This is a genomic window from Erwinia sp. AK-PDG3-5, assembly GCF_056821705.1.
The window spans coordinates 937,250-949,118 of the sequence record NZ_CM165967.1; the positions used below are offsets into that span (position 1 = coordinate 937,250).

Annotated in this window: 12 protein-coding genes and 1 other RNA gene; 9 read left to right on the top strand and 4 right to left on the bottom strand. The window is 54.0% G+C overall.

Annotated elements, in window-relative coordinates; all coding sequences use genetic code 11:
• The first annotated feature begins 211 nt into the window (after positions 1-211).
• From epd to AC1UKS_RS04340, 6 genes are all read left to right on the top strand, one after another.
• Complete coding sequence (gene epd / locus AC1UKS_RS04315) at positions 212-1,231, top strand: erythrose-4-phosphate dehydrogenase (RefSeq protein ID WP_482435923.1); 1,020 nt, start codon at positions 212-214, stop codon at positions 1,229-1,231.
• A 50-nt stretch (positions 1,232-1,281) separates the two neighbouring features.
• On the top strand, positions 1,282-2,442 hold the full coding sequence (gene pgk / locus AC1UKS_RS04320; RefSeq protein ID WP_482435924.1) for a phosphoglycerate kinase: 1,161 nt from the start codon (positions 1,282-1,284) through the stop codon (positions 2,440-2,442).
• 94 nt (positions 2,443-2,536) lie between these two features.
• Positions 2,537-3,616, top strand: coding sequence for a class II fructose-bisphosphate aldolase (gene fbaA, locus AC1UKS_RS04325; RefSeq protein ID WP_013203671.1), 1,080 nt, complete (start codon positions 2,537-2,539; stop codon positions 3,614-3,616).
• A gap of 198 nt (positions 3,617-3,814) precedes the next feature.
• On the top strand, positions 3,815-4,729 hold the full coding sequence (mscS, locus tag AC1UKS_RS04330; RefSeq protein ID WP_482435925.1) for a small-conductance mechanosensitive channel MscS: 915 nt from the start codon (positions 3,815-3,817) through the stop codon (positions 4,727-4,729).
• A 144-nt stretch (positions 4,730-4,873) separates the two neighbouring features.
• The gene (gene argO / locus AC1UKS_RS04335) at positions 4,874-5,494 is read left to right on the top strand and encodes an arginine exporter ArgO (RefSeq protein WP_482435926.1); all 621 of its coding nucleotides are present in this window, start codon (positions 4,874-4,876) and stop codon (positions 5,492-5,494) included.
• Between the two features lie 186 nt (positions 5,495-5,680).
• Positions 5,681-6,406 carry an oxidative stress defense protein gene (locus AC1UKS_RS04340; protein ID WP_482435927.1) on the top strand — a complete coding sequence of 242 codons (726 nt, stop codon included), beginning with the start codon at positions 5,681-5,683 and terminating at the stop codon, positions 6,404-6,406.
• A 78-nt stretch (positions 6,407-6,484) separates the two neighbouring features.
• On the opposite strand, the gene AC1UKS_RS04345 is transcribed toward AC1UKS_RS04340, so the two are convergent.
• Positions 6,485-7,381: a LysR family transcriptional regulator ArgP gene (locus AC1UKS_RS04345; RefSeq protein ID WP_482435928.1), complete on the bottom strand. Its 897-nt coding sequence runs from the start codon at positions 7,379-7,381 to the stop codon at positions 6,485-6,487.
• Positions 7,382-7,585: 204 nt separating this feature from the next.
• On the opposite strand from AC1UKS_RS04345, the gene rpiA reads away from it, so the two are divergent.
• Positions 7,586-8,245: a ribose-5-phosphate isomerase RpiA gene (gene rpiA / locus AC1UKS_RS04350; protein ID WP_013203666.1), complete on the top strand. Its 660-nt coding sequence runs from the start codon at positions 7,586-7,588 to the stop codon at positions 8,243-8,245.
• Positions 8,246-8,547: 302 nt separating this feature from the next.
• Positions 8,548-9,783, top strand: a complete 1,236-nt coding sequence (gene serA, locus AC1UKS_RS04355) for a phosphoglycerate dehydrogenase (RefSeq protein WP_482435930.1) — start codon at positions 8,548-8,550, stop codon at positions 9,781-9,783.
• Positions 9,784-9,870: 87 nt separating this feature from the next.
• On the opposite strand, the gene AC1UKS_RS04360 is transcribed toward serA, so the two are convergent.
• The 3 genes from AC1UKS_RS04360 to zapA all read right to left on the bottom strand — a co-directional run bounded on the left by AC1UKS_RS04360 (position 9,871) and on the right by zapA (position 11,111).
• The gene (locus AC1UKS_RS04360; RefSeq protein WP_482435931.1) at positions 9,871-10,458 is read right to left on the bottom strand and encodes a 5-formyltetrahydrofolate cyclo-ligase; all 588 of its coding nucleotides are present in this window, start codon (positions 10,456-10,458) and stop codon (positions 9,871-9,873) included.
• A 97-nt stretch (positions 10,459-10,555) separates the two neighbouring features.
• A non-coding RNA gene (gene ssrS, locus AC1UKS_RS04365) (6S RNA) lies at positions 10,556-10,739 on the bottom strand.
• A 42-nt stretch (positions 10,740-10,781) separates the two neighbouring features.
• The gene (zapA, locus tag AC1UKS_RS04370; RefSeq protein WP_013203662.1) at positions 10,782-11,111 is read right to left on the bottom strand and encodes a cell division protein ZapA; all 330 of its coding nucleotides are present in this window, start codon (positions 11,109-11,111) and stop codon (positions 10,782-10,784) included.
• 171 nt (positions 11,112-11,282) lie between these two features.
• Here zapA and AC1UKS_RS04375 point away from each other — a divergent pair, with 171 nt between their 5' ends.
• Complete coding sequence (locus AC1UKS_RS04375) at positions 11,283-11,861, top strand: YecA/YgfB family protein (protein WP_013203661.1); 579 nt, start codon at positions 11,283-11,285, stop codon at positions 11,859-11,861.
• The last annotated feature ends 8 nt before the right edge of the window (positions 11,862-11,869 follow it).

Genomic DNA, 11,869 nt, shown 5'->3' on the forward strand with positions numbered 1-11,869 from the left:
TTAGATCTAAAGATTGTTGCAGCAATTGATCCTCGTCATTCCTATTATTCCTCCATTCTATTATTCTCGCTGAACCGTTTCAGTTTGCGCAGTTGCTGAAGATATACGGGCTCAGTACAGTTTTTCTGATGCAAGAATTCCCTGTACAAATTTGAACGTCTGGCTCAGGCTAACGCTCCAGTTTTACACCGAATTCGGATGCAGGAGTGATATGACGGTTCGCATTGCCATAAACGGTTTTGGTCGCATCGGGCGCAACGTGTTGCGCGCTCTTTATGAAACCGGGCGTCGTGCAGAGATCACCGTGGTGGCCATCAATGAGCTGGCTGACGCGGCGGGAATGGCGCATTTACTGAAGTACGATACCAGCCACGGGCGATTTGCCTGGGATGTCCGCCAGGAGCGGGATCTGCTGTGGGTCGGCGAAGATACTATTCGCCTGCTGCATCGTGCGGAAATCAGCGATCTGCCGTGGCAGGAGCTGAATGTCGATGTGGTTCTGGATTGTACCGGCGTGTATGGCAGCCGCGAAGACGGCGAAGCCCATCTGGCCGCCGGCGCGAAAAAAGTGCTGTTCTCCCATCCTGGCGGAAACGACCTGGATGCCACCGTGGTTTTCGGTGTGAATGAGAAAGAGCTGCAACCGGACCACCTGATCGTCTCCAACGCTTCCTGCACCACCAACTGTATTATTCCGGTGATTAAACTGCTGGATGATGCCTTCACCATCGAGTCGGGCACCGTGACCACAATCCACTCTGCCATGCACGATCAGCAGGTGATAGATGCGTACCATCCCGACCTGCGACGCACGCGCGCAGCCAGCCAGTCGATTATTCCGGTTGATACGCGTCTTGCCGCCGGCATTACCCGTATTTTTCCTAAATTTAACGACCGTTTTGAGGCGATAGCGGTACGTGTCCCTACAATAAACGTGACGGCGATTGATTTGAGCGTCAGCGTGAGGGAGGCGGTGCAGGCGTGCGAGGTTAATGCCTTGTTGCGAAACGCGTCAGAAGGGGCATTTAGTGGTATAGTTGACTATACGGAATTACCGTTAGTCTCCATAGATTTTAACCACGATCCGCACAGTGCCATAGTGGACGGCACGCAGACGCGGGTCAGCGGTCAGCACCTGATCAAGACACTTGTCTGGTGCGACAACGAGTGGGGCTTTGCTAACCGAATGATCGACACGACGTTAGCGATGGCCGCAACCGGTTTCAGGTAGGGCGCGGTTTGCGCCTGTCAAAACTTAGAGAATCAACGAGAGGATTCACCATGTCTGTAATTAAGATGACCGATCTGGATCTTGCTGGCAAACGCGTACTTATTCGTTCTGATCTGAACGTGCCAGTGAAAGAAGGGAAAGTGACGTCGGATGCACGTATTCGTGCCTCATTGCCGACCATCGAAGCGGCGTTGAAGCAGGGCGCGAAAGTGATGGTTACCTCCCATCTTGGTCGCCCGACTGAAGGTGAATACAACGAGGAGTTTTCCCTCCTGCCAGTTGTTAACTATCTGAAAGACAAACTCTCTTCTCCTGTTCGCCTGGCGAAAGGCTACCTTGACGGCCTGGACATTGCCGAAGGTGAGCTGGTCGTTCTGGAAAACGTTCGCTTTAATAAAGGCGAAAAGAAAGACGACGAAGCCCTCTCTAAAAAATACGCCGCCCTGTGCGACATCTACGTGATGGATGCCTTTGGCACCGCTCACCGCGCGCAGGCGTCTACCCACGGCGTCGGCAAATTTGCCCCAATCGCCTGTGCCGGCCCACTGCTGGCTAACGAACTGGACGCGCTGGGTAAAGCGTTGAAATCGCCAGAGCGCCCAATGGTGGCGGTAGTTGGCGGTTCTAAAGTTTCCACCAAATTTGACGTGCTGAACTCGCTGGTAAAAATCGCGGACACCGTGATTGTCGGCGGCGGCATTGCCAACACCTTCGTGGCGATTGATAACAACGTCGGTAAATCTCTGTATGAGCCTGATTTTGTTGATGCGGCGAAAAAACTGCGTGACGAATTTAAAATCCCGGTTCCTACCGACTCCCGCGTAGGCACGGAATTCTCTGAAACTGCACCGTCTACCGTGAAGAAAGTCAGCGAAGTGAAAGATGATGAAGAGATCATGGACTTCGGCGATGAAACCGCACTGGCAATGGCTAAGATCTTGAAAGAAGCCAAAACTATCCTGTGGAACGGTCCGGTCGGCGTGTTCGAATTCCCGAACTTCCGCAAAGGTACTGAAATCATTGCCAATGCAATTGCAGACAGCGACGCATTCTCTATCGCAGGTGGCGGTGATACGCTGGCGGCCATCGATCTGTTCGGTATCGAAGATAAGATCTCTTATATCTCTACCGGCGGCGGTGCTTTCCTGGAATTCGTGGAAGGCAAAACACTGCCAGCAGTCGCCATGCTTGAAGCGCGTGCAAAACAGTAATTACTGGGGCGGGACGTTGCGTCCCGCCAGAATGATTTACCCGCTTGACGGGTTCCGAATCTCTTAATACGACCGACGAAACAGGACAAAAAACATGTCTAAAATTTTTGATTTCGTAAAACCAGGCGTTGTCACCGGCGACGACGTGCAGAAGATCTTCAAAGTCGCGAAAGAAAACAAATTCGCTCTGCCAGCTGTTAACTGCGTAGGCACCGACTCTATCAACGCCGTACTGGAAACCGCTGCGAAAGTTAAAGCCCCGGTCATTATTCAGTTCTCTAACGGTGGCGCAGGCTTCATCGCCGGTAAAGGTCTGAAATCAGACAAGCCACAGGCTGCAGCCATCCTGGGCGCAATCTCTGGCGCACACCATGTGCACCAGATGGCAGAACATTACGGCGTGCCGGTTATTCTGCACACCGACCACTGCGCGAAAAAACTGCTGCCATGGATCGACGGTCTGCTGGACGCGGGTGAAGCTCACTTCGAGAAAACCGGTAAGCCACTGTTCTCTTCTCACATGATCGACCTGTCAGAAGAATCACTGGAAGAAAACATCGAGATCTGCAGCACCTATCTGGCCCGTATGGCTAAAATCAACATGACGTTGGAAATCGAACTGGGTTGTACCGGTGGCGAAGAAGACGGCGTGGACAACAGCCACATGGACGCATCTGCGCTGTACACTCAGCCAGAAGACGTTGATTACGCATACGAAAAACTGAATGCCATCAGCCCGCGTTTCACTATCGCTGCGTCATTCGGTAACGTGCACGGCGTGTACAAGCCAGGCAACGTTAAGCTGACCCCGACCATCCTGCGTGATTCTCAGGACTATGTGAGCAAGAAACACAACCTGCCACACAACTCGCTGGATTTCGTGTTCCACGGTGGTTCCGGTTCTTCTGCTGCAGAAATCGAAGAGTCAATCAGCTACGGCGTGATCAAAATGAATATCGATACCGACACCCAATGGGCAACCTGGGACGGTATCCTGCAGTACTATAAAAAGAATGAAGGCTATCTGCAGGCCCAGCTGGGTAACCCGGAAGGCGCAGACAAGCCAAACAAAAAGTACTACGATCCACGTGTCTGGCTGCGCGCATCTCAGTCATCAATGATCGTGCGTCTGGAGCAGGCATTTAAAGAGCTGAACGCAGTAGACGTTCTGTAATTTTGCCGCTTTAACGACAGTCTGAAAAAGGCCCCTTAACCGGGGCCTTTTTTTTCGCCTGTCCGGTAACAAATTGTTAATTTCGCTGCGAATTTGGCAGAGCGCGGCATTTTTGGTTACCCTTTGAGTTTGGGATGTCAGTTTGTCTGGCAAAAAAACTGCTTACTTCCCGCAGGGGAAAAACAACAGGAATACGAAATGGAAGATCTGAACGTGGTACATGGCATTAACAACGCAGGAGGTTGGCTGGTGCGCAACCAGGAGCTGCTGTTAAGTTATGCCGTAAATATCGCGGCGGCCATTGCGATTATCATCGTCGGGATGATTGTGGCGCGCCTCCTCTCCAACACCCTGAATAAAGTGCTGCTGGCGCGTCATATCGATGCCACGGTAGCCGACTTCCTGTCTGCACTGGTGCGCTACGGGGTCATCGCCTTTACGCTGATTGCCGCCCTGGGCAGGGTAGGCGTGCAGACAGCCTCAGTGATCGCGGTGCTCGGTGCCGCCGGTTTAGCCATTGGTCTGGCGGTGCAGGGCGCGCTGGCAAACCTGGCGGCCGGCGTGTTGCTGGTGACCTTCCGTCCATTCCGAACCGGTGAATTCATTGATATCGGCGTGATGGGGACGGTGCAGAGCGTGCAGATCTTCTCTACCACCCTGAAAACCGCCGACGGCAAAATTGTCGTGGTGCCAAACGGTAAAATCATCGCCGGGAACATTGTTAACTTCTCGCGGGAGCCGGTGCGCCGTAATGAGTTCATTATCGGTGTGGCCTATGATGCCGACGTTGATCAGGTGATCCAGCTGCTGCAGGAAGTGGTTGATGCCGAGCCTCGCGTGCTGCGCGATATGGGCATCCAGATCGGGCTGAATGAACTGGCCGCCTCTTCAGTAAACTTCGTGGTGCGCTGCTGGAGTAATGCCGGTGACCTGCAGAACGTTTACTGGGACCTGATGAAGAACTTCAAGCGCACGCTGGATGCGCATCAGATTGGCATTCCTTATCCGCAGATGGACGTTCACCTGCATCAGGTGAAGTCCGCTGATGATCAGCAAGCTGAAGCCAAAACCGCGACGCCCGAGGTCGCACCGTCGTTACCTAAGCCAGAATAATCAGTACGTTAAAGGCGAGCCGCGGTTCGCCTTTTTTGCCTTAATAGTATTAGTAAAATTGATATAACATTAGTTTATTCCATTTCCTCTAATGAATCTTCCGCTATACACTCGCCTGCAATTATTCAGGACGAGGTGTTTACCGTGTTTTCAATTTTCTTTCAGGGCATGGCTCTGGGTGCTGCGTTAATCCTGCCATTGGGCCCGCAAAACGCGTTGGTGTTAAATCAGGGCGTCCGTCGTCAGTATCATCTCATGACCGCCGGCCTCTGCACCTTAAGCGACATCGTCTTGATTTGTGCCGGCGTGTTTGGCGGCAGTGCCTTGCTTACCCAGTCGCCACTGCTGCTCAATCTGGTGACCTGGGGCGGGGTGGTTTTCCTGCTATGGTACGGCTGGGGAGCGTTACGTACTGCGTTCAGCTGCAACATTGAACTCTCTTCCTCTACCGCGATGAAACAGGGCCGCTGGCGGATAGTGGCCACCATGATGGCGGTGACCTGGCTGAATCCGCATGTCTATATCGATACCTTTGTGGTGCTCGGCAGTCTGGGCGGACAGTTGCCGGCAGCTGCGCGTAGCTGGTTTGCGCTGGGGTCGGTCACCGCATCAATCCTGTGGTTCTTTGGCCTGGCGTCACTCGCCGCCTGGCTGTCACCGCTGCTGAATACGGCGAAGGCCCAACGCATCATCAATGCGCTGGTTGGGGTAATGATGTGGGGTATTGCGTTAAAGCTGGCGTTGCAGGCAACAGGTTTCCACTAATTGTCTGATGGGGATGATTTCAGTCACAAGGAACTCACTCCAGGAATTAAGGTCATAGCCTGATACCCAAAAACGCAATAACATATGCCAGCTTGTTGCGTTTTGACGGAACATTTCTCTGGCGGTGAGGCAATTTTCCCCGTCAGTAAACCTTGATGTGACTGAAATACCCCACGGAGGAACCCAGTGAAGCTTACTAAATTGGCCCTGGCCGCAATGATTGGATTTGGAACCGTACCGGCTCTGGCGCTGGCAGATGAGCTGCCGAATGGCCCACACGTTGTGACGTCTGGCCAGTCCAGTGTTGAAGCCACACCGGATATCGCTACGCTGGCTATTGAAGTCAGCATTTCGGCGAAAGATGCCGCGACAGCCAAGGCTCAGGCCGATACGCGAGTCGCGCAGTACTTTGATTTCCTGCAGAAAAATGGCATTGAGAAGAAAGATATTGATGCCGCTAATCTGCGTACGCAGCCAGAATATGACTACACCAAAGAAGGCAAAGCGGTGCTGAAAGGCTACCGTGCGGTGCGTCAGGTGCAGGTGACTCTGCGTCAGTTAGATAAGTTGAACGAGCTGCTGGACGGTGCGCTGAAGTCTGGCCTGAACGAAATCCGCTCCGTTGAGCTGGGCGTGGCCCATCCGGATGAGTACCGCGACAAGGCGCGTCAGGCCGCGATTCAGGACGCGACGCAGCAGGCAGGCGAGCTGGCGAAAGGCTTTAATACCAAGCTGGGCCCGGTTTACAGCATCCGTTATCACGTTGCTAACTACCAGCCAATGCCGGTCGCGCGCATGTATAAAATGGCCGATGCCGCACCGATGACCTCCGCGGCGGAAACCTATGAAAAGCAGAGCATTCACTTCGACGATCAGGTTGATGTGGTGTTTGAACTGCAGCGTAACCCGTAATCGCAAAAAGGGCGCTGTCGCTGACAACGCCCTGTGTATGCTGTATTCAGGGCTCCTAGTGGGAGCCTTTTTTATGGCTTATTCCGGCTGACGCAGGACGCGATGGCCGTGAGCGATCAACGCATCGGTGACCTTGCGCATCAGGCGGCTTTCTGGCGCGAAGCGGTGCCAGTAAAGCATCCGGCGCTGGAACAGGCCCGGCGTTAAGTCAATCAGCTCGCCTTCTGCCAGCTCGCGCTCAATCTGCAGGTGCGGGATCATACAGCAGGTGGTGCCCTGACGCGCCAGCTGCACAAACGCTTCTGAAGAGTTAACGATATGGCAGGGAACGCTGCCCGGTGACAGGTCAAAGTTCTGTTGTAAAAAGGCCTGATGCATATCATCCAGATGGTCGAAGGCCACCGCGGGTGCTTTCAGCAGGGCAGAGCGGGTCACGCCATTCGGGAAATAACGCGCCGCAAACTCCTTCGAGCCGACAAACAGATAATCCAGCGCGCCGAGCTGATCCACCAGGCAGCTTGGCAGAGGCTGATGCTGAATACTCACTGCCCCAACCACTTCGCCACGACGCAGGCGTTCCTGCGTGCGGCTTTCATCTTCCACCTGCAGGTTCAGACGCACCGGAGAGTCGGTTAATACGGTTTTCAGCGCGGGTAGCAGCCAGGTTGCCAGACTGTCGGCGTTTATCGCCAGCGACAGCAGCAATGGCGTGGTGCCGCTGTTCTCATCGCCCAGCCACTCCTCTTCCAGCAGTTCAACCTGGTGCAGTAACGCCAGCAGCTTTTGCCCTTGCTCGGTTGGGCGTGGCGGCACGGTACGCACCAGCAGCGGCTGGCCGAACATATTCTCCAACTGTTTGATTCGTTGCGAGACTGCCGACTGGGTAATGCAAAGCTTTTGTGCTGCGCGTTCGAAGCCGCGCTCGCGAATCACTGCATCCAGCGCCTGAAGCGTGCGATAATCCGGGCGTTTCATAGTGGGTGATAACTCTCTTTCAGGTGTGGAAACTGCACTATGCCATATTTTTGTCACTTTGCCCTGGGCAAAGGCGACATTATCCCGCTTCAGGTTTGTGGCCTGGCTTCCAAAGTGCCAACAAAGCCCGCGTGAAGGCAGTCATTTCCATCGGGTTGTTTTATACTAGCGCCACACTGTAGCTGTACGGAATCTAAACTTACCATGACACAGGATGAACTGAAAAAGGCCGTAGGTTGGGCAGCGCTGGACTATGTTACCCCGGGCACCATTGTCGGTGTGGGGACGGGTTCCACTGCCGCTCACTTTATCGATGCATTGGGCTCGATCAAACACCAGATTGACGGTGCGGTCTCCAGCTCTGAGGCTTCAACAGAGAAGCTGAAAAGCCTGGGTATTCAGGTATTCGACCTCAACGAGATTGATTCCCTGTCGGTCTACGTCGATGGCGCTGATGAGATCAACGGCATGATGCAGATGATCAAAGGCGGTGGCGCGGCGCTGACGCGGGAGAAAATCATCTCTGCGGTGGCGGATAAGTTTGTCTGTATAGCGGATGAGTCTAAGCAGGTTGATGTGCTGGGCGGTTTCCCGCTGCCGGTGGAAGTGATCCCGATGGCCCGCAGTTTTGTGGCGCGTGAACTGGTGAAGCTGGGCGGCCTGCCGGAATACCGTCAGCATGTGCTGACCGATAACGGCAACATAATTCTCGACGTGCATAATCTCAAAATTCTGGACCCAATTGCGCTGGAGAAAGCGATCAATGCGCTGCCAGGCGTGGTCACGGTGGGGCTGTTTGCGGCACGCTGTGCCGACGTTGCGCTAATCGGGACCGCCAACGGCGTGAAGACCATAGTAAAATGATCTTACCGGCGCCGCCATGGCGTCGGTTATTTTCTGATAAAAAACATCTTTTCTGAACCCGATGAAATTTGGTGACTTATGTCACATAACTTTCCTGCGCAGGCTTATCCTGCTAATCCTTTTCACCATTCCCCGATTATCTGCCAAATTGTGCTGCCTTGCCTGTTAGCCGTGCTGGCCCCAAGGCAATCGTTTGTATTGCCGCAGCCGTAAATTTTGATATTTTGGCAGAAGGCTATCTTATACCCGGATGTAGATGGGGTAAGCTGGCACTTCTGAAGTCGCAAAAATAGGGTCGGGAAATGGCAAAAGTATCACTGGAGAAAGACAAGATTAAGTTCCTGCTGGTGGAAGGCGTCCACCAGAGCGCGGTCGAGAATTTGCGCGCATCAGGGTACACCAACATCGAATTTCATAAAGGCGCGCTGGACAGCGAAGCTCTGAAAGAGTCCATCCGCGACGCGCACTTTATCGGTATCCGCTCGCGCACCAACCTCACTGAAGAGATTTTCGCTGCGGCGGAAAAACTGGTGGCGGTCGGCTGCTTCTGTATCGGAACCAACCAGGTTGATCTGACTGCTGCTGGCAGTCGTGGCATCCCGGTATTTAATGCACCTTTCTCCAATACCCGATCCGTTGCAGAGCTGGTCATCGGCGAGCTGCTGTTAATGCTGCGCGGCGTGCCTGCCGCTAACGCCAAAGCACACCGTGGCATCTGGAACAAACTGGCCGTGGGCTCATTTGAAGCCCGTGGTAAGAAGCTGGGCATCATCGGCTACGGCCATATCGGCATGCAGCTGGGCGTGCTGGCGGAAAGCCTGGGCATGCACGTGTTCTTCTATGATATTGAGAGCAAGCTGCCGCTGGGTAACGCCACGCAGGTCCGCCATCTGCCTGACCTGCTGAATATGAGTGATGTGGTCAGCCTGCATGTGCCAGAGACGCTCTCTACGCAGAACATGATGGGCGCAGAAGAGCTGGCGATGATGAAGCCAGGCTCACTGCTGATTAACGCCTCACGTGGCACCGTGGTCGATATTCCGGCCCTGTGTAAAGTGCTGGCTGACAAGCATCTGGCGGGCGCGGCAATTGACGTGTTCCCGGAAGAGCCTGCCACCAACAGCGATCCGTTCCTTTCGCCGCTGTGCGAGTTTGATAACGTGATCCTGACGCCACACATCGGCGGCTCAACGCAGGAAGCGCAGGAAAATATCGGTATCGAAGTGGCGGGCAAGCTGGCTAAGTACTCGGATAACGGTTCAACGCTGTCTGCGGTTAACTTCCCGGAAGTGTCCCTGCCGATGCATGGCGACCAAAGTCGTTTGCTGCACATTCATGAGAACCGTCCAGGCGTGCTGACCGCAATCAACAACATCTTTGCAGACCAGGGCGTCAACATCGCCGCACAGTACCTGCAAACCACCCCACAGATGGGTTATGTGGTGATTGATGTCGATGCACCGCAGGATGTAGCGGACAAAGCGCTGCAGCTGATGAAAGCCATTCCGGGCACCATCCGTGCTCGTCTGCTGTACTGATTAAGCTGGCGGGTTAACGCCCGCTCCGTTAATCAGCATAAAAAAGCCCCGTCAATTGCCCGGGGCTTTTTTTATAGCGATTCAGCCTTACCACTGCCAGATTTTCGACGGCGTAATCATCGCCGGGAGCGGCACATCCCACTCCGCAACGGGCAGGTCATCAACCAGCTGGCAATCATGCCCAAGGCCGACGGGTAAAAATCCGTGCTGCTGCCAGTTTTGCAGCGTGCGGTCGTAAAAACCACCGCCCATCCCCAGCCGTTGTCCCTGCTTATCAAAGGCCACTAACGGCACCAACAGCACATCCAGCTCGCTAAGCGTGGCCAGATTGCGGATATCCAACGGCGGCTCAGGAATACGCAGCCGGTTGGGCGTAAGCGTCGTATGCTCATCATAACGAATAAACAGCAGTTGGCCTTCGGAGAACGGATGGAGCACCGGCAGGTACACCTGCTGCTTGTGCTGCCAGAGTTTGGCAATCAGCGGACGGGTATTCAGCTCACCGTCGAAAGAGAGAAACAGGGCGATTTTTTTGGCTTGTTGTATCGGGGCAAAATTAAGCGCGCGTTCGGCGGCTTGCACGGCGGCGAGCTGTTGCTGCTCGGGTGTCAGCGCCCGACGGAGGTGACGAACATGGGTGCGGATATCCTGGCGATCGAGAAGATTCAGGTTCATAGCTCACCGTGTAGTAAGACTGGACAGGGGTAAACACAGAAATCACACGCTGGGTGTTGGACAGGATCGTACCAGAAAGGAACTGCTGTAAAGAAGTGGAATCTCCGAGATGCCGCCGCAGGCTGTAACCCTTGAACCCTTGGTTCAAGGTGAGACTGCCGTCGTAACCATCAGGCTTCTCGGACGAACCGAGCTTGCACACAGGTTACAGAGCGTCAGACTCTGATGGTATTAAATATCGGCTCAGGGGACTGGCCCGCTTGCAAACATCTCAGAGAAATTTTGTACTTCACCGTCACTCTAACACAGATAACGATGAGGTGTTATTCGAACTTACTGCCGGTCCGGTCCGTAATGCGACCCTGTTCAAGCAACGCCTGTTCAATGGTCTGTTGCAGCATCCGGATGCGCTGCTCCATGTTACTGGCATAGTCGCGGGTTTTCAATTTCTCCGCAGCCAGCTCATGGCAAATATTGAGCGCAGCGATAAATACCAGCTGCTCTGTGTTAGTGACTCTAGTGCGAACTTTTAAATCTTGCAACCGTTGATTAAGGTCTTCGGCAGCCATATTCAGCGCATCTTGCTGTTCAGGCGGACAATTTACTCTTAACGAACGACCAAAAATTTGAATATCTACGGGTTGAGCAGACATGCCACCATCCTGACTGATTACTTCGCCGCCAATCTCCCTTACCGCTCAATGGGTTGGGAGGGGCGCAACTATAACTACGCCTTATAGAAGAAACAACCCCTTTTCTGGAATCGTTGAGGCACCTGGTGGTAGCATAACACGAACTTATCCAGCCAACGATGACCAAAACGTATGTCACTATCAAACACAATGCCGGGCTATGATGCGCTGGCTTCAGCACTGACGCAGCAGGGCGTAGGGATGACACCTGCCGAAATGCACGGTTTACTCAGCGGGATGATCTGTGGCGGCACGCAGGACAGCAGCTGGCAAACCCTGGTTCATGAGCTGACCAACGAAGGCATGGCGTTTTCCCAGTCGCTGGCTTTGCCGCTGCAACAGCTGCATGAAGCCATCGGGAATACGCTGGCGGAAGAGGGTTTCCTGTTCCAGCTTTATCTGCCAGAAGATGATGACATCACCGTGTTCGATCGCGCCGATGCGCTGGCGGGTTGGGTGAACCACTTCTTGCTGGGTTTGGGCGTTTCCCAGCCTAAACTGGACAAGGTGAAAGGCGAGACCGGCGAAGCGATCGACGATCTGCGCACCATCGCTCAGCTTGGCTATGATGAAGACGAAGATCAGGAAGAGCTTGAGCAGTCACTGGAAGAGGTGATCGAGTACGTTCGCGTTGCGGCGTTACTCTGCCACGATACCTTCACCCATGTGCTGCCAACCGCTGTGGAAGTACAAAAACCGACCCTGCACTAAGCGGGCGC

Coding starts and splice junctions, on each gene's coding strand:
- pgk (WP_482435924.1), top strand. CDS start 1,282: ATGTCTGTAATTAAGATGACCGATCTGGATCTTGCTGGCAAACGCGTA.
- mscS (WP_482435925.1), top strand. CDS start 3,815: ATGGAAGATCTGAACGTGGTACATGGCATTAACAACGCAGGAGGTTGG.
- AC1UKS_RS04345 (WP_482435928.1), bottom strand. CDS start 7,381: ATGAAACGCCCGGATTATCGCACGCTTCAGGCGCTGGATGCAGTGATT.
- serA (WP_482435930.1), top strand. CDS start 8,548: ATGGCAAAAGTATCACTGGAGAAAGACAAGATTAAGTTCCTGCTGGTG.
- zapA (WP_013203662.1), bottom strand. CDS start 11,111: ATGTCTGCTCAACCCGTAGATATTCAAATTTTTGGTCGTTCGTTAAGA.
- AC1UKS_RS04360 (WP_482435931.1), bottom strand. CDS start 10,458: ATGAACCTGAATCTTCTCGATCGCCAGGATATCCGCACCCATGTTCGT.
- rpiA (WP_013203666.1), top strand. CDS start 7,586: ATGACACAGGATGAACTGAAAAAGGCCGTAGGTTGGGCAGCGCTGGAC.
- fbaA (WP_013203671.1), top strand. CDS start 2,537: ATGTCTAAAATTTTTGATTTCGTAAAACCAGGCGTTGTCACCGGCGAC.
- epd (WP_482435923.1), top strand. CDS start 212: ATGACGGTTCGCATTGCCATAAACGGTTTTGGTCGCATCGGGCGCAAC.
- AC1UKS_RS04375 (WP_013203661.1), top strand. CDS start 11,283: ATGTCACTATCAAACACAATGCCGGGCTATGATGCGCTGGCTTCAGCA.